At 49.1% G+C, this 21,440-nt stretch carries 24 protein-coding genes; 12 read left to right on the forward strand and 12 right to left on the reverse strand.

Features of this window, described 5'->3' with window-relative positions:
- Positions 1 to 6: 6 nt before the first annotated feature.
- Complete coding sequence (gene rho, locus B2U10_RS15180) at positions 7 to 1,380, reverse strand: transcription termination factor Rho (protein ID WP_035410716.1); 1,374 nt, start codon at positions 1,378 to 1,380, stop codon at positions 7 to 9.
- A 355-nt stretch (positions 1,381 to 1,735) separates the two neighbouring features.
- Here rho and B2U10_RS15185 point away from each other — a divergent pair, with 355 nt between their 5' ends.
- Entirely contained in the window at positions 1,736 to 2,413 is a 678-nt protein-coding gene (locus B2U10_RS15185) for a C40 family peptidase (RefSeq protein ID WP_035410719.1), read from the forward strand.
- A gap of 399 nt (positions 2,414 to 2,812) precedes the next feature.
- Here the strand turns inward: B2U10_RS15185 and glpX are convergent, their stop codons facing one another.
- The 5 genes from glpX to B2U10_RS15210 form a co-directional block, all read right to left on the reverse strand.
- Positions 2,813 to 3,778, reverse strand: coding sequence for a class II fructose-bisphosphatase (gene glpX / locus B2U10_RS15190; protein ID WP_035410722.1), 966 nt, complete (start codon positions 3,776 to 3,778; stop codon positions 2,813 to 2,815).
- Between the two features lie 32 nt (positions 3,779 to 3,810).
- Positions 3,811 to 5,058 carry a UDP-N-acetylglucosamine 1-carboxyvinyltransferase gene (gene murA / locus B2U10_RS15195; RefSeq protein ID WP_290788717.1) on the reverse strand — a complete coding sequence of 416 codons (1,248 nt, stop codon included), beginning with the start codon at positions 5,056 to 5,058 and terminating at the stop codon, positions 3,811 to 3,813.
- Positions 5,059 to 5,086: 28 nt separating this feature from the next.
- Positions 5,087 to 5,734: a fructose-6-phosphate aldolase gene (gene fsa, locus B2U10_RS15200; protein WP_023469552.1), complete on the reverse strand. Its 648-nt coding sequence runs from the start codon at positions 5,732 to 5,734 to the stop codon at positions 5,087 to 5,089.
- Positions 5,735 to 5,888: 154 nt separating this feature from the next.
- Complete coding sequence (gene fba / locus B2U10_RS15205) at positions 5,889 to 6,743, reverse strand: class II fructose-1,6-bisphosphate aldolase (protein ID WP_058704156.1); 855 nt, start codon at positions 6,741 to 6,743, stop codon at positions 5,889 to 5,891.
- A 132-nt stretch (positions 6,744 to 6,875) separates the two neighbouring features.
- A complete protein-coding gene (locus B2U10_RS15210) occupies positions 6,876 to 7,250 on the reverse strand; it encodes a response regulator (RefSeq protein ID WP_029342784.1) in 375 nt (124 codons plus the stop codon).
- Between the two features lie 94 nt (positions 7,251 to 7,344).
- Here B2U10_RS15210 and B2U10_RS15215 point away from each other — a divergent pair, with 94 nt between their 5' ends.
- Positions 7,345 to 7,854: a DUF2529 family protein gene (locus B2U10_RS15215; protein ID WP_035395788.1), complete on the forward strand. Its 510-nt coding sequence runs from the start codon at positions 7,345 to 7,347 to the stop codon at positions 7,852 to 7,854.
- A 102-nt stretch (positions 7,855 to 7,956) separates the two neighbouring features.
- Here B2U10_RS15215 and B2U10_RS15220 read toward each other — a convergent pair whose 3' ends face one another.
- Together B2U10_RS15220 and rpoE are read right to left on the reverse strand one after the other, a co-directional pair.
- Positions 7,957 to 9,552 (reverse strand): CTP synthase, encoded by a 1,596-nt coding sequence (locus B2U10_RS15220; protein WP_047394418.1) that lies wholly within the window; start codon positions 9,550 to 9,552, stop codon positions 7,957 to 7,959.
- Between the two features lie 267 nt (positions 9,553 to 9,819).
- On the reverse strand, positions 9,820 to 10,344 hold the full coding sequence (gene rpoE, locus B2U10_RS15225) for a DNA-directed RNA polymerase subunit delta (protein ID WP_023469562.1): 525 nt from the start codon (positions 10,342 to 10,344) through the stop codon (positions 9,820 to 9,822).
- 170 nt (positions 10,345 to 10,514) lie between these two features.
- Here rpoE and B2U10_RS15230 point away from each other — a divergent pair, with 170 nt between their 5' ends.
- The 4 genes from B2U10_RS15230 (at position 10,515) to B2U10_RS15245 (ending at position 12,307) form a co-directional block, all read left to right on the forward strand.
- Positions 10,515 to 10,958: a GNAT family N-acetyltransferase gene (locus tag B2U10_RS15230; RefSeq protein ID WP_290788721.1), complete on the forward strand. Its 444-nt coding sequence runs from the start codon at positions 10,515 to 10,517 to the stop codon at positions 10,956 to 10,958.
- A 45-nt stretch (positions 10,959 to 11,003) separates the two neighbouring features.
- Positions 11,004 to 11,321 (forward strand): ArsR/SmtB family transcription factor, encoded by a 318-nt coding sequence (locus tag B2U10_RS15235; RefSeq protein WP_035410742.1) that lies wholly within the window; start codon positions 11,004 to 11,006, stop codon positions 11,319 to 11,321.
- A gap of 65 nt (positions 11,322 to 11,386) precedes the next feature.
- Positions 11,387 to 11,815 carry a DMT family transporter gene (locus B2U10_RS15240; RefSeq protein WP_035410744.1) on the forward strand — a complete coding sequence of 143 codons (429 nt, stop codon included), beginning with the start codon at positions 11,387 to 11,389 and terminating at the stop codon, positions 11,813 to 11,815.
- A gap of 12 nt (positions 11,816 to 11,827) precedes the next feature.
- Positions 11,828 to 12,307 (forward strand): DMT family transporter, encoded by a 480-nt coding sequence (locus tag B2U10_RS15245; RefSeq protein WP_035395771.1) that lies wholly within the window; start codon positions 11,828 to 11,830, stop codon positions 12,305 to 12,307.
- Positions 12,308 to 12,701: 394 nt separating this feature from the next.
- On the opposite strand, the gene B2U10_RS15250 is transcribed toward B2U10_RS15245, so the two are convergent.
- Genes B2U10_RS15250 through B2U10_RS15260 form a run of 3 tightly spaced genes read right to left on the reverse strand, consistent with a single transcriptional unit; the run spans position 12,702 to position 14,961 of the window.
- Positions 12,702 to 13,172, reverse strand: a complete 471-nt coding sequence (locus B2U10_RS15250; protein WP_290788727.1) for a heme-degrading domain-containing protein — start codon at positions 13,170 to 13,172, stop codon at positions 12,702 to 12,704.
- Positions 13,160 to 14,209: a Gfo/Idh/MocA family oxidoreductase gene (locus B2U10_RS15255; RefSeq protein WP_290788729.1), complete on the reverse strand. Its 1,050-nt coding sequence runs from the start codon at positions 14,207 to 14,209 to the stop codon at positions 13,160 to 13,162. The genes B2U10_RS15250 and B2U10_RS15255 overlap by 13 nt, the downstream gene beginning before the upstream one ends.
- Positions 14,206 to 14,961, reverse strand: a complete 756-nt coding sequence (locus B2U10_RS15260) for a DeoR/GlpR family DNA-binding transcription regulator (protein WP_290753064.1) — start codon at positions 14,959 to 14,961, stop codon at positions 14,206 to 14,208. Before B2U10_RS15260 ends, B2U10_RS15255 begins: the two co-directional genes overlap by 4 nt.
- 127 nt (positions 14,962 to 15,088) lie before the next feature.
- Here B2U10_RS15260 and B2U10_RS15265 point away from each other — a divergent pair, with 127 nt between their 5' ends.
- The 3 genes from B2U10_RS15265 to B2U10_RS15275 all read left to right on the forward strand — a co-directional run bounded on the left by B2U10_RS15265 (position 15,089) and on the right by B2U10_RS15275 (position 17,297).
- Entirely contained in the window at positions 15,089 to 15,922 is an 834-nt protein-coding gene (locus B2U10_RS15265) for an SDR family oxidoreductase (protein WP_290753067.1), read from the forward strand.
- Between the two features lie 381 nt (positions 15,923 to 16,303).
- The gene (locus B2U10_RS15270) at positions 16,304 to 16,633 is read left to right on the forward strand and encodes a potassium channel family protein (protein WP_035410757.1); all 330 of its coding nucleotides are present in this window, start codon (positions 16,304 to 16,306) and stop codon (positions 16,631 to 16,633) included.
- Positions 16,634 to 16,646: 13 nt separating this feature from the next.
- On the forward strand, positions 16,647 to 17,297 hold the full coding sequence (locus B2U10_RS15275) for a hypothetical protein (protein ID WP_290753072.1): 651 nt from the start codon (positions 16,647 to 16,649) through the stop codon (positions 17,295 to 17,297).
- Positions 17,298 to 17,354: 57 nt separating this feature from the next.
- Here the strand turns inward: B2U10_RS15275 and mgtE are convergent, their stop codons facing one another.
- Complete coding sequence (mgtE, locus tag B2U10_RS15280) at positions 17,355 to 18,707, reverse strand: magnesium transporter (protein ID WP_035410763.1); 1,353 nt, start codon at positions 18,705 to 18,707, stop codon at positions 17,355 to 17,357.
- Between the two features lie 231 nt (positions 18,708 to 18,938).
- On the opposite strand from mgtE, the gene B2U10_RS15285 reads away from it, so the two are divergent.
- Genes B2U10_RS15285 through B2U10_RS15295 form a run of 3 tightly spaced genes read left to right on the forward strand, consistent with a single transcriptional unit; the run spans position 18,939 to position 21,432 of the window.
- Entirely contained in the window at positions 18,939 to 19,676 is a 738-nt protein-coding gene (locus B2U10_RS15285) for a metal ABC transporter ATP-binding protein (protein ID WP_290753078.1), read from the forward strand.
- Positions 19,673 to 20,518 (forward strand): metal ABC transporter permease, encoded by an 846-nt coding sequence (locus tag B2U10_RS15290; protein ID WP_290788732.1) that lies wholly within the window; start codon positions 19,673 to 19,675, stop codon positions 20,516 to 20,518. The genes B2U10_RS15285 and B2U10_RS15290 overlap by 4 nt, the downstream gene beginning before the upstream one ends.
- A complete protein-coding gene (locus tag B2U10_RS15295) occupies positions 20,515 to 21,432 on the forward strand; it encodes a metal ABC transporter substrate-binding protein (RefSeq protein WP_290788734.1) in 918 nt (305 codons plus the stop codon). Before B2U10_RS15290 ends, B2U10_RS15295 begins: the two co-directional genes overlap by 4 nt.
- The last annotated feature ends 8 nt before the right edge of the window (positions 21,433 to 21,440 follow it).

Consider the following 21,440-nt stretch of genomic DNA (forward strand, 5'->3'; position numbering starts at 1 on the left):
CAATAGTTATTTTTCCGTCGTCGTTTCCTTCTTGACGGTACGCGGTTTAGCAGGTGCACGTCGGACCGTCTTCTTCTTTTCTTTCTCAAGTTCAGCAAAAAATTCTTCATTATTTTTCGTGTCGCGAATCTTACGCAGGAACGTATCGACGAACTCGTTCGACTCGTTCATCGTCCGACGAATCGTCCAGAGCGCATCGAGTTGCTCTTTTGGAAGCAAGAGTTCTTCCTTCCGCGTACCTGATTTGCGAATGTCGATTGCCGGGAAGATTCGGCGTTCCGACAGCTTACGATCGAGATGTAGCTCCATGTTTCCTGTTCCTTTGAATTCCTCATAGATGACGTCATCCATGCGGGATCCCGTCTCGACGAGTGCCGTCGCAAGAATCGTCAAACTGCCACCATGTTCGATGTTTCGCGCCGCACCAAAGAACCGTTTTGGTTTGTGGAACGCTGCTGGGTCAATCCCCCCTGAAAGCGTCCGTCCGCTTTGCGGCACTGTTAAGTTATACGCACGAGTCAAACGCGTGATCGAATCCATCAAGATGACGACATCTTTTTTATGTTCGACAAGTCGCATCGCCCGTTCAAGGACAAGTTCAGAAATCCGGACATGGTTGTCCGGTGTTTCGTCGAACGTTGAACTGACGACATCTGCTCCCGGAACCGAACGCTCGATGTCCGTTACTTCCTCTGGTCGCTCATCGATCAATAGAATGATCAGCTCGACATCCGGATGATTCTCTTGAATCGAGTTCGCGATTTCTTTGAGGAGTGACGTCTTCCCTGCTTTTGGTGGTGCGACGATCAAACCGCGTTGTCCAAACCCAACCGGTGCAATCATATCCATGACACGAACCGATAAATGACGCGGCTCTGTCTCAAGACGCATTAAACGATCCGGATAGATCGGTGTCAGCGCCGGGAAGAACAAACGGTTACGCGCTGTATCCGGTGCTTCGCCGTTGACGGCTTCCACACTAAGTAATCCTTGGAAACGTTCGTTTTCCTTCGGTGGGCGTACTTTACCTGTGACGACATCACCATTACGTAGATTGAAGCGTCGGATTTGAGAAGCGGCGATATAGATATCTTCAGAGGATTGGGAATAATTGATAGGGCGAAGGAAGCCGAAGCCACCATCGTTTTGCATTTGTGGATTACCAGGGATGACTTCAAGTACCCCTTCGAGGAAATAAAGACCTGTTGATTCCGCCTGTGCTTTTAGAATCTTGAACATCAACTCACGCTTACGGGCTTCCCGATATTGCGGGACATTCTTCGTCTTTGCGATTTCATATAATTCTTTTAATGTCAGCTGGCTCAATTGAGCCAAAGTATAGGAACGTTCAGGTTTATCTTTTTTATCAGTTGTTGGCATGTTTTTCACCTATTCTTTATAAATTCAACTGCATTCAGCATACTTCCATACATACATCAGGAGGTATGTAATTTCTTTCGTGAACTAAAGGTATCATATTTTTTTAAATTCGTCGTCAACAATCCTTTGCGTTTCTTACTTTGTAATATTCAAGGATATTATTTCAGTTATGTTACAAAAGCATCTATTTTGTCTTCTAACTGAAAAAACGTTTTTAAGGGCGCGCATGCTAAGATATTCCTGCAGACAAAATTCTTACACAGTTGTAAGGTTCACTGCTTAATCACACACTTAATGATTTCATCATATAACTTACGGACGCAACACACTACATTAAAACGGAGGAATTCTTAACATGAAACGTTTTCTAGCATCGATCGCGACAGCAGCCTTAGTGGTTTCAGGTTTTACATCAGTGGGTACAGGTAAAGTTGAAGCAGCAACAGTCACGAAAGTCAAGATCACGGACAACGGTCTTCGTGTTCGGACAGCTCCTTCTACGAAAGCAAGCATCGTCGGGAAAGTCAACGCTGGTCAAGTCTTTACATACAAAGGCAAATCAGGCAGCTGGACAAAAATCTCATACGGCGGTAAAACACGTTATGTCTTCTCACAATACACAAAGACATACAAATCATCTTCAAGCGCTAAAAAATCAACAAGCACATCTTCTAAACGGACGAAAATCCTGAACGAAGCAGCAAAACATAAAGGTACACCATACGTATGGGGCGGAACAACGACTCGTGGATTCGACTGCTCTGGTTTCACAAGCTACGTTTACAAGAAAGCGGCTGGTAAAACATTGCCACGTACGTCTTCTTCACAATATTCTTCTTCTAAGAAAGTCAGCGTTTCAAGCGTACAACCAGGAGATCTTGTCTTCTTCTCACACGGTAGCGGCATTCAACACGTCGGGATCGCAACAAGCAAGTCAAGCATGGTTAACTCAGAAACAGGTGGCGTTAAATACTCAAGCTTCAAATCAGGGTACTGGGGTTCACGCCTTGTCGGCGCAGGATCTTACCTTTAATTCATCATCTCAAAGCGGTTGAGCATTGGCTCGATCGCTTTTTTTCATCTCATTCAATTCATAAGAAGGAAATAGGATGCATGTCTTCATCACAGGTGCTTCAAGAGGTCTTAGTCGTGAATTCGCCTATCTGTACGATAATGAAATCACGTCCTGCTCGTCAAACGTGAGACAATGCTCTTCAAAACGAAATTTCATGTCGAGCGATTTGGAGGCACTGCAATCTTCCCATACGATTTAACGAAGCGGAAAACGTTAGCACGTTTCCTTTTCCTCTAGGAGTTGAGGATGAACGTCTTGATTCCTAGAAACATAGCAAAAAGAGTTGGTGTTTCGGAAATTATCCGAAACACCAACTCTTTTTTATCGATCAAGTCCTCACGTATGAGTCCGTCTCTTTTACTTAATGACAAGCTTCGGTTTTTTCTTAAACGAGTGAATGCCTTCAACGAAGCGAACCGTTCCGGATTTCGCACGCATGACGACAGAGTGTGTCTGACCGCCTTGTGCCGTGAACTGGACACCTTTCATCAACTCACTGTCCGTGACCCCTGTCGCAGCAAAGATACAGTCGTCTCCTGCGACGAGATCGTCCATCATGAGAATCTTCGATGGATCTTCGATGCCCATCTTCTTACAACGTTCGATCTCAGCATCGTCTGCTGGTAACAAGCGCCCTTGGAGCTCTCCACCGAGACATTTCAAGGCAACGGCAGCAAGAACGCCTTCCGGTGCGCCACCTGAACCGAGCAAGATATCAATCCCTGTATGCGGGAACGCCGTGTTGATCGCACCAGCAACGTCACCGTCACCAATCAAGCGAATCCGTGCCCCTGTTGCCCGAATCCGTTGAATGATTTCTTCATGACGTTCGCGATCAAGGATCGAGACGACGACGTCTTCGATTTCCTTGTTCTTCGCCTTTGCGACTGCTGCGATGTTTTCTTCAATCGTCGCATCCAGACTGATGTGTCCTGCTGCTTCCGGACCAACTGCAATCTTATCCATGTACATGTCCGGTGCATGGAGTAAATCTCCCGCATCGGCAACAGCGAGGACAGCAAGTGCGCCCCATGTTCCTTTTGCGACGATATTCGTTCCTTCGAGCGGATCGACAGCGACGTCAAGTCGTGGTCCATACCCATTTCCTAGCTTTTCTCCAATGTAAAGCATCGGTGCTTCATCCATCTCGCCTTCCCCGATGACGACGGTTCCTTTCATCGGAATCGTATCGAAGACATCACGCATCGCGCTTGTTGCCGCATCATCTGCTTCATTCTTCAATCCTTTTCCCATCCAGCGTGCAGAGGCAAGTGCTGCCGCCTCCGTGACGCGTACAAGTTCCATTGATAGACTTCTCTCCATGTGTATGTCCCCTCTCCCTTGTTACAAATCGGTCAAATCGTTTCACGCCATACGAGGGCGCCTAGTTCCTTCAACTTCTGATCAAATCGTTCGTAACTCTGGTCAAGCACTTCTGCGTGGTGCAATGTCGTCTCCCCTGAAGCGAGAAGTCCCGCCAAGACAAGTGCTGCGCCACCGCGTGGATCTGGTGCCTCGATTTCCGTACCAAGTAAGGATTCGCCACCACGAATGATGATCGAAGCGTCTTCATGCGTGATTCGGGCGTTTAAGCGCCGCAACTCCTGTACATGTCGGAAACGTTGCGGGTACAACTTATCGACAACGATACTCGCTCCTTTCGCTTGCAACAACGCTGCCGAGATGACAGGTTGTAGATCGCTTGGGAATCCACCGTAGTGGAAGACACGAATATCGACCGGCTTCGCCTCCTGGAATGTCGCCGTGACGGAATCATCTGTCACTTCGATCAACGCACCATACCGCTCGAGTTTTTGGATAACGCTCTCGAGATGAAGCGGAATGACGTTATCGACGGTGACGCGCCCAAGTGCCGCGCCCATCGTCAAAAACGTTCCTGCTTCCATCCGGTCTGGAATCAAGGTATGCCGGCAACCACTCAGGCGTGAGACGCCTTTGATTCGAATCTCATCCGTTCCTGCCCCTTTGACACTTGCCCCCATGTTCGTCAGCATCGTACTGACGTCGATGACTTCTGGATCATAGGCGGCGTTTTCGATGACAGTCGTTCCTTCAGCGAAGACCGCGACGAGTAAAGCACTGATCGTCGCTCCGAATGACGGAAGATCGAGATAGATTCGGTTTCCGACGAGACGGTCGACGCGCATGTAATGGACGCCCTGCTCGTTACGTACGGAAACACCGAGACGCTCCAGTGCTTTGATGTGTAAATCAATCGGTCGTGGTCCGATGGCATAACCTCCAGGCAGACCGACGACTCCTTGTTTGAATCTGGCCGCCAGAACGCTCATAAGGTAGATCGATCCGCGTAACTTGCGCGTCTCCGCACCAGTTAACGGCATCGATTCAACCCGACTTGGATCAATCGTCACCATATCGCCTTGACGTGTCACGACCGTGCCGAGCGTCTCTAAAATCTCGATCATTGTCGCGACGTCGCCAATTTCCGGCACGCCTTCTAGAACGACCGTCTGATCCGTCAGTAGAGCTGCAGCAAGACACGGAATGGCGCTTTGCTTCGAACCACTGATTGATACGGTTCCTTCTAGGCGTTGTTGCCCTACGATATGCAAAATGTCCACGTTCCATCAACCTTTCTCTTCGCTACGATTATTGCTGCGTTTTTTCCCAGTCCGCGAGGAACTTTTCAATTCCTTGCGTCGTGAGTGGGTGGTGTGTGAGTGACTCGATGACCGAGAATGGAATCGTCGCGATGTCTGCGCCCGCAAGAGCAGCGTTCGTCACGTGAACCGGGTTCCGGACCGATGCCGCAATGATTTGTGTCGGAATATCATGTACGACGAAAATTTGAGCAATCGTCTCGACGAGGCCCATTCCATCTTGACCGATGTCATCTAGACGACCGAGGAATGGTGATACGTATGTCGCACCAGCACGGGCTGCGAGTAATGCTTGGTTCGGATTGAAGATCAATGTGACGTTCGTCGTGATCTTCTCTTTTGAAAGTGCTGCGACCGCTTCGAGTCCGGCCGGAGTCATTGGAACCTTAACCGTAATGTTCGGTGCGATCTGGGCAAGTTCCTTCCCTTCGCGAATCATTCCTTCTGCATCAAGCGCGATGACTTCAGCGCTGACAGAGACATCTCCGACGATTTCACAGATTTCACGAAGTCTTGTATGGAAATCGACGCCCTCCTTAGCGACGAGCGATGGATTCGTCGTGACACCATCTAAAATCCCCATTTTATGTGCTTTCTTGATGTCCTCTACGTTTGCTGTGTCAATGAAAAATCTCATCTTTCTCGTTCCCCTTTCATCCCTTGAAATCGCTTACGACTCTATTATAGGTTTTTTTCACGAGAAGTCCTACTGTTTTCCATCGAATACACGTTCATATGATATGAAAAAAGCACGGTAGACCGAAGTCTACCGCACTTTAAAGAGGAGTCGATTAAGCTTTGTTGCTTGAACCGAACTCACGCATCTTACCGATGACAGTTTGTTTGATTGCTTCACGACCTGGTGCGATGAATACGCGTGGGTCATATGCTTCTGGTTTCTCAGCCAACACTTCACGAACGACTTTCGCGAATGAGATTTGGTTCTCTGTGTTAACGTTGATTTTTGAAGTTCCGAGTGAGATCGCTTTTTCGATATCGTGTGTCGGAATTCCAGTTCCACCGTGAAGAACGAGTGGGAGGTTTGTAGCGTCACGAATTTCTTCCATCTCTTTGAATCCGAGGTTTGGTTCACCTTTGTATGGTCCGTGAACAGAACCGAGTGCAGGAGCAAGCGTGTCGATTCCTGTTTCTTTGACGATGCGTACACACTCGTCAAGTTTCGCGTACATGACATCACCGATGACGTCGTCTTCTTGTCCGCCAACTGTACCAACTTCCGCTTCAACTGAAACGCCTTTAGCGTGTGCGTATTCAACGACTGCTTTTGTTGTTTCGATGTTTGTGTCGATCGGGCTGTGCGAATCATCGATCATGACAGATGTAAATCCAGCGTCGATCGCTTCTTTACATTTTTCAACGCTCGAACCGTGGTCGAGGTGGATTGCGACTGGAACTGTGATTTTCATGTCGTGTACGAGACCTTCAACCATTTTCACGACAGTGTAGAATCCGCCCATGTGGCGTGCTGCACCTTCAGATACTCCAAGGATAACTGGTGACTGCTCTTCTTGAGCCGCACCGAGAATCGCTTGTGTCCACTCGAGGTTGTTGATGTTGAATTGACCTACTGCATACTTACCTTCGAGAGCTTTGTTTAACATGTCTGTCATAGATACTAATGGCATAATGACATCCTCCTCTGTTTTGATCGCTGCTTACACGAACTCGTGCAATTTCAGACTGATTATAACATACTGATTCATCGGAACGTACAGCATTTCGCTCGGTTTTTTGGTTTGTGACGGCGACGTGAAGGATTAACCGCTTACATCGTGAGAAATTTGCACAGTCACTTCTTTTTTTAATTCGAAGATGTCAAATGGCTTTCCGAAGAAGGCGACGACCCCTAATCGTTTCGCTTCTTCCATCGCTTCTTTTTCACCGAGTGCCGTCATTAAAATCGTCCGGACACGTCGTCCGATCCGGTCCTGATGACGTAAAACCTCGATCCCGGTCCGCCCCGGCATGTTGACATCCATCAACAGCAAATCATATGCCGCTTCTTGTAAGTAAACGATCGCTTCCTCTCCATCGACGGCGACGTCCGTTTCATACCCTTCTGCCCGGAACAACTGTGCAAGCAAATTCCGGATTCCCGGTTCATCCTCGACGATCAACAATCTGCCTTTCATCTCTGCCACTCCCCCTCTAGTTATTTCCATTCTACACTAAAGCAAAACTTGCTTTATACTGTCCTTGAGAGAAACATAGAAAGGATGAAGAAAAATGATGAAAATCTTAGCTACACAATTCAACGGAAAATTGCAAACGCTCGCAAAACAGGAAGACGAACTATTCGATGTCGTCCGTCTGCTCGCACAGGCACTCGTCGGGGAAGGCACGGTCTACGTCGACGCTTACGGTGAATGCGAAGGACTCTATCCAATGCTCTCAGAAGGTCCGGATCAGATGAAACGGGTTACGAAAATCAAGGATCGAAAGACACTGCACGCTGTCGATCGCGTCTTAATCTTTACGCCAGATACGGAACGCTCCGACCTTCTCGCTTCTCTTGCCCGCTATGACGCATGGCATACGCCTTATGCGATCGTCACACTCAGTGACGTGACAGAAACGCTCGAGCGTTCGATTGCACCGCTCGCCTTGAAGTTTAATAAAGGATTGCTTCCGGCAGAGGACGGTTCACGTCACGGACTGCCGAGTCTTGCCCTTTGTGCGTTCCTCTTGACACATATCTTGACGCAACTACAAGAGATGACGGAAGAGTGGGATTAACACTTTTCTTCTATAATATGTAGTTCTGAATATAACCAATCAAAAAAGACGCGGTAATCTTCAAGATGCTGAAGGTTATCGCGTCTTTGATTATCTTTCCTTTCATTCACCAAGTGAAGCTTGGATGAAGTCATGGAAGAGTGCTTGTGGACGTTCTGGACGCGAGATCAATTCTGGGTGGAACTGACACGCGACGAACCATTTGTGTTCTGGAATTTCGATGATCTCAACGAGACGACCGTCTGGGCTCGTACCTGAGAAGACCATGCCGTTCGCTTCGAACTGCTCACGGAATTCGTTACCGAACTCATAACGGTGACGGTGACGTTCGTAGACGAGCTCGCTTGAATACGCGGCACGTGCTTTCGTTCCATCTTCGAGTTTACATGGGTAAAGTCCGAGACGGAGTGTACCACCGAGATCCTCGATGTCTTTTTGTTCTGGCAACAAGTCGATGATCGGGTATGGTGTCGCTGGGTCGATTTCCGCTGAGTGTGCGCCTTCAAGATTGAGGACGTTACGTGCGAATTCAACTGTCGCGAGTTGCATACCGAGACAGATACCGAAGAATGGTACGTTGTTTTCACGTGCAAAACGTGTCGCTTCGATTTTCCCTTCGATTCCGCGTTCTCCAAATCCACCAGGAACGAGGATTCCGTCTGCTGAACCGAGCAATTCGTTGACGTTTTCGCGCGTCACGTCTTCTGCGTTGATCCAGTCGATTTCGATATCACTGTTGAAGGCGAATCCAGCGTGTTTCAGTGCTTCTGCAACTGAGATGTACGCATCACGCAATTCGACGTATTTCCCGACGAGTGCGATCTTCGTCGTCTTCTCGAGGTGCGTCACTGTGTGGACGAGTTGTTTCCAAGCCGTCATGTCAGCAACTGGTGTGTCGAACTTGAAGTAGTCACAGACGAGTTGGTCCATGCCTTGACGTTGCAAGTTGAGCGGTACTTCGTAGAGCGTCGATGCATCTTGTGCTTCGATGACTGCTTCCGGACGTGTGTCACAGAAGAGAGCGATTTTATCTTTCATCTCTTGTGGGACTGGGTGCTCTGCACGTAAGACGATGATGTCTGGCTGGATACCATAGCTACGGAGTTCTTTGACACTGTGTTGTGTCGGTTTCGTCTTGAGCTCACCTGCTGCTGCAAGATACGGAACAAGCGTACAGTGGACGTACATGACGTTTTCTTTTCCGATATCGTTTTTCACTTGGCGAATGGCTTCGATGAACGGAAGCGACTCAATATCCCCTACTGTTCCACCAATCTCCGTGATGACGACGTCTGCGCCCGTTTCTTTTCCAGCACGGAAGACACGGTCTTTGATTTCGTTCGTGATGTGCGGAATGACTTGGACTGTTCCACCGTTGTAGTCTCCACGGCGTTCCTTCTTGAGGATCGTCGAGTAAATACGACCAGACGTGACGTTCGCGTTCTGGCTCAAGTTGATGTCGATGAAGCGCTCGTAGTGACCAAGGTCAAGGTCCGTCTCTGCGCCATCATCTGTGACGAAAACTTCCCCGTGTTGGTACGGGCTCATTGTACCCGGGTCGATGTTGATGTACGGGTCAAATTTTTGGATCGTGACGTTAAGGCCACGGTTTTTCAAGAGACGAGCGAGCGATGCAGCGGTGATCCCTTTACCGAGTGACGATACGACGCCACCTGTTACGAAAATATACTTTGTCATGTTAAATATTGCTCCCTTCTCTAATTCACATCTCAACAAAACAGAGGTGGTAAAAACAAAAAAGCAAAAGTGCCCCCATAATAGGAGACACTTTTGCTGAAATAAGCACGTTGCTTAAAGAAGCCCATGACTAACTTACGTCATTCGGAAAACTTCGTCAAGCCTAATTTTTCAGAGAAAAATTTTCGTGCTCGTTCGTCAGCCGTCAACGAAAAAACTGCCATTTCTATAGGGAAATAGCAGCTGTACAGTTGTGGTTGATCGTGCTCAGACTTCCTCTTCTTCTTCGAAGTCTTCTAAGTCTTCTTCGTCGAGATCGTCATCGAGATCATCGATGGCTGCGACTTTTTTGAACGTATCATCGTCTTCGCTGTCGTCAGCTGAATCATAGTCTGCTGTCTTCGCGAATGTATCGAGATCGTCTTCGATCGTCTCGAACTCATCTTCTTCTGCATCATAGTTGAACTCTTCTTCAAACTCATCGAGTTCTCCACGTTGACGCGCTTCGATGACGAGATCCTCATCCGACTTATCAAACGGATACCAAGCGCGGAGTGACCAACGGTTCGCTCCGACGTTAACGAAGTTTCCATCGATGTTCATGTCTGTATAGAGTTGAGCAAGTTTCTCGAACTTGTCTTCTTCATCTGTAAACGTATGGTACTTTTCGATTTCTGACGTGATGTCATCGAACGTGATTGGCTGTTCGCCAGCTTCTTGCAACATTTCATTGACGAATTCGATCAGCGAAAGATCAGTAATCTCTTCTTTACTTAAACGGCTGAGGCTCATTGTGACGGCCACTTCCTTTCATTTGCGTTCAATCCATTACTTCTCATTATACGCAAAATGGCTTTTAAAAATCCAGTCTCTATTTAAAAAAAGCTCGAATTGATTCTCGATTCGTGTTTTTCCCGCTCCCGAAAAAGGAATATCCAAGAGAGAAGAAGGAGGAATGACAGATGGAGATGACAATCGAACGGGTCAACGATTTTGATGCCTTCAACTGGCTACCAATTTTATCAAAGAGTACACAGGAAGGCTATCCCTTCATTGAACGGATGCTACGCGAACGGCGAAATGAAACGTTCCAAGAGGATGGTGAGGCATTTTTTGTCGCTTTATCTCTTTCCGGACACGTCATCGCGTGCGGGGGGTATATGAAACAAACCGGCACGAACGACGTCGGTCGGATTCGTCATGTCTATGTCTTGCCAGAAATGCGACATCACGGTGTCGGTACGCAACTGCTTGAGAAAATCATACCGGAAGCGCTGTTGACGTATTCCGAGCTCTGGCTCTATACGAATGATGCCAGTACGTTTTATGAACGATTCGGTTTTGAGCCGTATACGGCAACCAAAGTGACACATCGACTTTTAAACCATGCATTCGACCAACCTTAAGTGTCTTGGATTGACATATCGAGAATCATCGATTAGTTTAAGCGTATGACAAATCAAGTGGATCTATTCAAGGCATTATCGAACGAGGTACGTCTTGATATCTTACGCTGGCTCAAGGATCCCGAGACTCATTTCAATAAGCCGACGGCCCATCTCGCGACGAATCTGTCGGACAAGGGAGGCATTTGCGTCGGAGATATCCAAGAGAAGGCGAACTTATCTCAATCGACCGTCTCCCAATATCTTACGATGTTGCAAAAAGTCGGATTGCTCGAATCCGAACGTCACGGCAAATGGACGTATTACCGGCGAAATGAAGAAAAAATCCAGGAGCTTGCAGCGTACCTCAAAGGAGAACTTTGATCCGTTCTCCTCGCCTTACATATCGACATTTCTCGATATTTAGATTCTTGAAAGGATGAATTCTGTTGAAAATCGTGTATTACGCACTCGCGTTACTTGCGGGTATCGCTTTAAGTGTCGAAGGAGCAATCTATGGTGAGCTCGGGAACTTCGTCGGAAAACTCGAAAGTAGCTTTTATAATTTCTTCGCCGGTACGATCATCATCGGATTGATCGTCCTCTTCTTCGGAAGGGGTTCACTCGGCTATACATTCCGCGCACCGAAATGGACCTTGCTCGGTGGTCTACTCGGTAGCATCTACTTGACGATCCTGATCATCAGCATCCCGCTCGTCGGTGTCGGTCTCGCCATGATCAGTGTCATTCTCGGTCAAATGGTCGCTAGTATGGTCATCGAACATAACGGTTGGCTTGGTAGTCCGAAACGTCCGATCAATCGCGACAAGCTAATGGCTTCTGCTCTGATGCTCGTCGCCCTATTTCTTATCTTTTAAGGAGGTTCGCTCGTGAATATTCTATTACTCGGTTTTACATTACTCGGTGGCGTCATGCTGAGCGCACAGTCGTCTATCAATGGTGCCTTCAGTCAAAAGGCTGGTGCCCTTGAAAGTACGTTTCTGACCTTCTTCACGGGGATGCTGATTCTCGCTTTAGCCATCCTCTTCTTCGGACAAGGAAACGTCTTGCTTTTGCTCGAAGCACCTCGTTGGCAACTAAGTGCTGTCCTGTTCGGCGTCAGTTATCTATTCCTGACGATTCTTGCTGTCCCGCAAATCGGTGTCACGGCAGCTAGTATCGCGACCGTCATCGGTCAACTCGCAGCAGGTATGGTCATCGACCACATCGGTGCGTTCGGTGGCGTCGTCGTCCCACTCGACGGAAAACGTCTGCTCGGTTTGCTTGCGATGTTAGCTGCGCTTTACTTCGTCTATCGCGGGAACACACGCAAAGACGTATCGGCTTCATCTGATTCGATGGCATCGTGACGATTGTCCTCACGATTCGTTCACGCGCTTTCCTCAGGCGAGACACAAGCCAGTCTCGACTGTCACAGACAGCCGACACGGGTCTTGTTTGTCTCTGACAGCGCAAGATCTTGCGCTTTTTCCTGTAGGAGTCGCGTGAACAACGTGAGTCCTGCTGTTTCTCATGATCTATCAAAATAGAACATAAAAAACCGAAATGCTGAAGTATATTCACTTCAGCATTTCGGTTTTTTCGTGTCGAACGATCCGTTGATGAACGTGCAAGACGAAGACTCCTGCGGGAAAAGCGGAATGGGTGAGACCCCGTAGGCGCGAATGCGGCGAGGAGGCTCGCCTTCCGCCCGTGGAAAGCGAAGTCTTGCACGAGAATCAACACTTGTGTTTTATAAATACCTTATTGCTCCAGCTGTTGTCTCTTAAGTAAGCGCAACGCTTCCGTCGCAAGACGATGATCCGCTTCCTGCGATAAACCGGAAACGGTGATCGTACCAACGACACCGACTCCTTCGATCCGGATTGGGAACGACCCACCGGCATCGACATAATCGGCTGGAGAAACAGCATACATCGTATGATACGAACGATGTTTGCTCTCATTATACCGACGCATGTACAGCGAGCTATAGCCATGCCGCAAGACGACGTTCGATTTCCGGCGGATCCACTCTTCTTGATCCGGTGCCGTACCATCGAGCGCCGCGTAATATAAACGCTGCCCATTCCGTTTGATTTCAACGGCAATCGACAAGTTTTTCTTCATCGCCCGTCCGATCAACTCATGTCCCATCCCGATCGCTTCCGTATTCGTCAGTGACGTCAGGACGAGCTCTTCCTCTTCCGCAAGCAGCACTTTCAAATCTTCCATGCATCCCATTCCTTTCGTAAGAGGCGTCGTCCTTCATCACTGCTGATGCGCACTGCTTCAATCAAGCGCATTGTTTTTTCAGCGTCGCGTAAATCGACAGGTACCCGTCCACCGCGAAGTCCTTCCGCCAACTGTTCGTAAAACGTCGCATAACTGCCTGGAAGTGTCGCGAGGCGCTCGACTGGCTGATCGGCGATCTGGAGATAGCCATAGGAGTCCACTTCATCTTCGCCGAGCTGTCCATCGACAGCATGATCTTTCGCAAGCCGTCCTTCTTGTGGATCCATTCCGTATTTGATATAACTGCCGCGTGTCGCATGGAACTCAAAACGCGGTGTCGGTCCTTGGATGAAGGATGCCGAGCGAAGAATGACACGCCGCGTACCGTAATGTAGCGTGACATGGAAACCGTCATCGACAACAGCACCGTCACGTTGCAGGTAAACATCGCCCGTCAGAGCGTCCGGTTCTCCAAACAAGGCAAGTGCTTGATCGAGTAAGTGTGAGCCGAGATCAAACAGGATGCCGGCACCATCACCCGCTTGTTCCCGCCAGCGCTCCCGAACAACCGGGCGATAGCGATCAAAGCGTGACTCAATGACTTGCCAGTCCCCAATTTCGTTCATCTCCATCAATTGTTCAAGTGTCAGGAAGTCCCCGTCAAAGCGACGGTTTTGATAGACGGCGATTTGAACCCCGTGTTGTTTTGCTAACGTTTGCAGCGCCAGTGCTTCTTCGATCGTCACGACGGCCGGCTTTTCGAGTAAGACGTGCTTTTTTGCTTCGATCGCTTGTTTTGCCATTTCGAAATGCAGTGCCGTTGGTGTCGTGATGACGACAAGTTCCGTATTCTCATCTTGCAAAGCTTCAGCGAGTGTCGCGACGACTGTCGCCTCACTGAAATGTTGTGCCACCTGCTCCGGTCGACTCGAGACGACTTGCGTCACTTCAAATGCCGGTAATGCCTGTAAGAACGGAACGTGAAACGTCACCGCTGAAAAACCAAATCCGACGAGCGTCGTTTGAATCGGGTTCATGTTGTTTCCTCCTCTGTCACGTCGAGATCGACATGATAATGATCTAATCGTTCTTGCCACGTTGCGTCTGGTACTTGATCGGTGACGAGCATATCGATTTGTCCCCAATCACAGACTTTATGCAAAAAGCGCTTATTGAATTTCGTATGATCCGCGAGGACGATGACACGGGTCGCACTTCGAATCATCGCTTTCTTTACGACCGCTTCTTCGAGTTGTTCCGCAAAAAGTCCTTCTTCCGTCAACCCACATGCTCCAAGAAAAACACAATCGACTTGATAATTCAGGATGTCGTCTGCCGTCTTGATCCCACTCAAGCTCCGTGCATGCCGGTCGAAACGCCCTCCCGTGACGTACAGCTCAATATCCCTCCGCGCTCCGACGTGATCGGCGATATCGAGTGAGTTCGTGATGACCTGTAGTGAATACGGTGGAAGTGCCCGTGCCATCTCAGATACCGTCGTTGCAGCGTCGAGCAATAAGCGATCATTCGCTTGGACGTGACGCGCCGCGCGCTGTCCGATCCGCCGTTTTTCCGGTTTCTCTGTCCGCTGTTCATATGCAAGCGTCCCACCAGCACGGACTAATCCATTCTTAACACGAATGATCTCCCCTTCTTGTTCGAGGACGATGACGTCACGACGTGCGGTATCTCGTGAAATCTGATACTCCTGCATCAGTTGATCCAGCGAAATTTCAGGACTCGTCTTGATCCATTCCCGCATCTGTTGCAGCCGTTCGATTTGCCCCATCGATTCCTACCTCCTTTTTTCTTTATATTAAGTTTTTTCATTACTATATGCAATTTTATTGCAAATAATTCGATGATAATTCGGGTAAATAATAGAAGACAACTACTTTCAGAACGGAGGAATTGATATGCAAACGATATTGATCACGGGTGCTTCTTCCGGTATCGGTCTGGCGACGGCGCAGCGGTTTGCGGAAACCGGCTGGTCTGTCTACGCTGGTGTTCGGAGTCCGGGTGAGATGACTGTGTCGTTACCGACGCTCACCTTCTTGTCGCTCGATGTCACAGATGAAACAAGCGTGAAGGCAGCCATCCGGAAAATCGAACAAGAGGTCGATCACCTGGACGTTGTATTCTGCAACGCCGGTCATGGTTTACTGCGCGCACTCGGTCAAGCGACAAGTTATGAAATCAAGCAACTCTTCGAAACGAATGTCTTCGGTGTCATCCGAACGATTGAAGCCTGCCTCCCCTTACTCAAACAAGCACCGGAAGGTAGTCACTTACTCGCGACTTCAAGCGTCAGTGGTCTCGTCGGTCAACCGATGAATGAATTGTATTGTGCCAGTAAGTTTGCGATCGAAGGGCTGTTCGAAAGTCTTGCGACCTACTATAAACCGTACTTCAATATCGACGTCACCCTGATTGAACCGGCCGCCGTCGAGACGAACTTTACCGCAAATGTTCTCGATCAACTTGAACGGACGGGTGGCTTACACGAAGACGACTTCAAACCGATCATCACGGCTTATTTGCAGACGTACCGAACGCGGCATGCCGACCGCCAATCGGCAGAAGCTCTGGCTGAGGTGATCTTCGAGGTCGTCCACCGTGACGAACGTCCGTTACGAATCCGGACGACGGAAGCCGATGAACATTTCGTCGCCCATAAGACGCATCATGATCCGTCAGGACTCGAAGGTGTCGCTAAAATACGACGGCTGACATTGAATCTCGATTGATTCCCCTTTTTTAAAATTTCAATCCGCCTAAGCAATCTGCGCCCACTATACTGAGACTATCTATCTAAAAATCATCTCGAAGAGCGGAACGCATGCCATCCTTGTTTCTTTTTACGATCGTCTATCTGATTCCGACCTTCATCATGTTCTATATGTCGATTGATATATTTTTACGCACTCCATCACATCCGCAACACTAACTGCTCAGCTTATTCACGTTCGCTTACTTATGGGATGTTCTTCCTCCATTCAAGAAAAATGCCTCTTCGCTTGAACTTACAGGTTGATCAGGTGATAGATGGTGTCAAACATGCCGGAAAGAATGATTATCTCATTCATGATACGATGGACTCGACGCACCGATCTTAAAGGAGAGATTCGATGATATCTGTACTGACGATTTTTTCACGCCTATTCAAGGGATTGCGCCGCGCCTTTCACTTGTCTTACTTCCGCGGACTACTGATTCTTTGTTTGTTGACACTCGTCTCTGGGACGATCTTCTACAGTACGGAAGAAAACCTTTCGGTCATCGATGCGCTTTACTTTTGCATCACGACACTGAGTACGGTCGGGCATCCGACATTCATCCCGACGACGACGCTCGGTAAGGTCTTCACGATGGCGTATATCACGATCGGCTGCGGGTTGTTCTTGACGTTAATTGCTACCTTGTCATACGTTTTGATTAAACAACCGGAAGAGGATTAAGGGGGAATCAAATATGCGTCAATCTGCCATCCAAAACAATTTCGATTGGTGTCGCCTTGTTTGTGAACAAGTCGGATGCCAGGTGACAGAAACCGAATCGACCTGGCTCGCTAAAGGAAGCGTTCCAAGTTATTATCCGGAACTGATGGTTCGCCTTCCTCATCAGCGAATTAATGCGACAGACGTGTACAGCATCAAGGACTGTACGGCGAGCTATGATTTCTCAAGCGCTGGTCTCAGTCACCTGTTCACAGCGGAATGGATGACCCGTCCCGCCATACTCGATCGTCGCCCTCTTCCCGTCAATTGGTCTGTCGTCACGGATGCCACGCAGTTTACTCGCTTCCAAGCAATCCAAGCGACACCGGAGTTACCGGAATCGTTATGGCAACATCCGGACGTCCGCTTTTTCTATTGCGAAGCACAACAGGCAAGTTGCATCGCCTACTCGAACCAAACGACGACCGGATTGATGTACGTTAGTTCCGACTATCTTGATGAACGCTTATGGGATGATATCGCACGCTTGTGCTCCGCACACTTCCCCGGTCAACCGCTCGTCGGATACGAATACGGTGATCACCTGATCACGGCGCTCGAAGCAGGCTTTGACGACGTTGGTCCACTGGCGGTCTGGATTCGCACGACGCATGAGAATGCATGAAAAAAACCGAACCAATTCCCTTTCTCTTGAAGAGAAGGCGAATCGGTTCGGTTTTTTTTACATCAAGCGACTGATGAACGCGGTCGCGATCCCGAAGTAGACGAGGAGCGACAAGATATCGTTCAACGTCGTGATTAGCGGTCCGGACGCAATCGCCGGGTCGATCTTTAAGCGATGTAAGATGAGCGGAATGATCGTTCCAGCCAGTGTTCCAAAAATCAGCGTGATGACGAGTGAGCTGCCGACGACAAGACCTAAGACGGCACTTCCTTGCCAGACGTACGCAATGATAGCAATCAAGACGCCACAAATGACACCAATGATCAAACCAACCCAAAGTTCTCGTAGGATTAATCGCGTCGCGACCCGCTTATCGACTTCACGCGTGATCAATCCACGGACGACGACCGCGAGCGATTGGGTACCGGTATTTCCGGTCATCCCAGCAATCATTGGCATGAAAAAGGCGAGCGCGACAACTTTTGAAAGCGTCTCTTCGAACTGACTGATGATCGATCCGGAGACGAGCCCGATGAACAGTAACAAGACGAGCCATGGCAAGCGCCGGGTTGCAGCAATCCACGGCTTCGTCTCGAAATCAATTGATTTACCGGATGCTGAGAGTTTCTCGATGTCTTCATTCGCTTCTTCCCGTAAGACATCGAGTGCATCATCGACCGTGATCAATCCGACGAGAACATCGCCTTCGACGACCGGTAGCGAAACGAGATCGTAGCGTTCGAACAATTGCGCGACCTCTTCCTGATCGGTCTCTGCTGCGACCCGAATCACCTTCGTCTCCATGACATCGCTGATTCGTTCCGTATTTTCAGCTAAGATGACGTCCCGGTATGAGATGACACCGACGAGTTCACTGAGTTGATTGACGACGTACACGTAATTGATCGTCTCCGAGTATTCGATGTAGTCACGCATCTTCTCGACCGTCTCACCGACCGTGAAATCCTCTCCCACCCAGATGAACCGGTTCGTCATCAAACGCCCTGCCGTCTCCGGTGGATACGTCAAGAGATTGCGGACGATCAGTGCCTCGTCTGTCCGCATGCTACCAAGCAAACGGTCAGTTTCTTCTGGTCCCAGTTCCTCCAGTAAATCCGCGACATCATCGTTTTCCATTAAATCGAGGACATGCCCGGCGCGCTCGACGTCTAAACGACGCAAGACGGCAAGACGTTGCTCTCCTTCGAGCTCCTCAAGCACATCTGCCAATCGTTCGTGATCGAGATAATCGAGGAGTCGTGCTTGATCGTCTTCTCCTAATTCTTCATACACTTGCGCGATGTCATACGGATAGACTTCTTCGATGACTTGCTGTGCTTGCTCTCGCTTTTCCTTCGCAAGCGCATCGAGCAATAGCCACTTCCATTGTTGTTCTGCTGTCTGACGCAATCTCCTCACCCCCATACGATTCTGCCTTTTCATCTTAGCACGAGTTGATTCGCGATCGATATCGAAAAACAGTTGACAACTGTTTCTCACGGCTTTAAAGTTTGCCTTAAGGAAACATTATTAGTAGACCGAATCTTTCTCTAGTAATGAATCATCAAAAATTTTTAATCTACTTTTTGCCCTAAGGAAACTTTCCTTCTCTATACCATAAAACTAAAGGAGTGAGCATTCATGTACGCCCTTGATGTTAACCGACTCACGGTCTCCTATTTTGATACACATGCACTCGCCGATGTATCCGTCCGTCTTCCGGTCGCTTCGCTGATTGGTATCATCGGACCGAATGGTGCCGGTAAATCCACTTTCTTAAAAGCCATCCTCGGTCTGATTCCCGCTCGGATCGAGCAGTTACGCGTACTCGATCAACCACTCGAAGCTGTCCGGTCACGTGTCGCATACGTCCCGCAACGAAGTGCAATTGATTGGGACTTCCCGGTTCGTGTGCAGGATGTCGTGTTGATGGGCTGTTATCCGAAGCTCGGCTTATTCAAACGACCATCGAAAGCACAAAAAGCGTTCGCCATGGAATGTCTCGAACGCGTCGGTATGTCCGATCATGCCGAACGGCAAATCGGTGAACTGTCAGGCGGACAACAACAACGGGTCTTTCTGGCGCGTGCCCTTGCCCAAGAAGCAGAACTACTGTTGCTGGACGAACCGTTCGTCGGTATCGATGTCGCCAGTGAGCAGATGATCATCGAACTCTTACGGACACTCCGAGCCGAAGGGCGGACGATTGTCGTCGTCCACCATGATCTGCATAAAGCAGAGGACTACTTCGACACGTTGATGCTGTTGAACAAACGACTAATCGCTGTCGGTCCTCCGTCTGATATCTTGACGCCGGAGTGGCTCGAACCAGCGTATGGCTTACCCCTATTCGAACGACGCAAGGAGGGACAAGGATGACGTTCATCGAGGCATTACTTCAATATGAGTTCTTACAAAAAGCGATGATCACCGCCGTCATGGTCGGCATCATCTGCGGCGTGATCGGCTGTTTCATCATCCTTCGCGGGATGTCGTTGATGGGGGATGCAATCTCGCACGCCGTTTTACCTGGTGTCGCGATTTCTTATCTACTCGGGATCAACTTCTTGATCGGTGCCATCGTCACAGGTCTCGTGACGGCACTTGGAATCGGCTTCGTCAGCCAAAACAGTCGCATCAAGAACGACACAGCGATCGGCATCCTCTTCACGTCCGCCTTCGCCCTCGGGATCATCTTGATTTCGTTCTTGCGCAGCAGTAGCGATCTCTATCACATTTTGTTCGGCAACGTCCTCGCGGTCCGTCCGAGCGATATGTGGATGACCGTCATCATCGGATTGATCGTCCTCGGGGGAATCTTCTTGTTCTACAAAGAGTTGCTGATCAGTTCCTTTGACCCGACAATGGCGCAAGCCTATGGACTATCGACACGCTGGATTCACTATGGATTGATGACATTGCTGACACTCGTCACCGTCGCTTCCCTTCAGACGGTCGGCATCATCCTCGTCGTTGCGATGCTGATCACACCAGCTGCGACAGCGTATTTACTGACGAACCGTCTCTCGCGGATGCTGTTCCTAGCAGCAGGCTTCGGTACGCTGTCCGCCATCGTTGGACTGTATTTCAGCTTCACCTATAATCTATCTTCCGGTGCATCGATCGTCCTCGTCGCGACGACGCTGTTCGCACTCGTCTTCATCTTTTCACCACGTCACGGTCTGATGCGTCACCGGAAACGAAAGGAGTCTACTGTATGAAATTAAAACTCATTCTGTTCGTCCTCCTCAGCACGGTCTTGCTTGCTGCTTGTTCGACACCAGCAGAAGATAACGGAAAGCTAAAGGTCGTTGCGACGTATTCAATCCTCGCTGATCTCGCCCGCGAAGTTGGTCGTGAACACGTTGATGTTCACAGCATGGTTAAGATCGGGGCAAATCCGCATGAGTATGATCCACTTCCGGCAGACGTACAAGCGATGGCAGATGCTGACGTCGTCTTCTACAACGGGTTGAACCTGGAAGCCGGCGGTGCGTGGTTCGATAAACTCCGGGCAACGACTGGCAAAGACGCGTCTGACGCGCCAGTCTATCGTTTAAGCAAAGGCGTCGAACCGAAATACCTGACGACGAAGGGCAAAGAATCGGAGACTGATCCGCATGCGTGGCTCGATATAAGCAATGGGATTCGCTACGTCGAAAACGTCAAGCAGGCATTAATCAAGGAAGATCCGAAGCACAAAGCCGACTACGAAAAAAATGCCGATGCCTATATCAAAAAATTGCAGACGCTTGATCAGGAAGCGAAACAGCAGTTTGCCGCTATTCCGAAAGCAGAACGTCATCTCGTCACGAGCGAAGGAGCCTTCAAATACTTCGGAACTGCCTATGACGTCAAAGCGGATTATATTTGGGAGATCAACTCAGATAATCAAGGAACGCCGGCACAAGTCCGCCGGATCGTCGATACGATCAAGGAGCAAGACATCCCTGTTCTGTTCGTCGAAACGAGCGTCGATCGGCGGAGCATGGAAACCGTCTCAAGGGAGACTGATGTTCCGATCGGTGGTACTCTCTTCACTGACTCACTCGGTGCACCGGGTAAGGATGGCGACACCTACTACAGCATGATGCAAGCAAACATCGAGACGATCACGGAAGCACTCGCCAAGTAAGCGTCAAC

The organism is Exiguobacterium sp. UBA7533 (assembly GCF_002479335.1).
GTDB lineage: Bacteria > Bacillota > Bacilli > Exiguobacteriales > Exiguobacteriaceae > Exiguobacterium_A.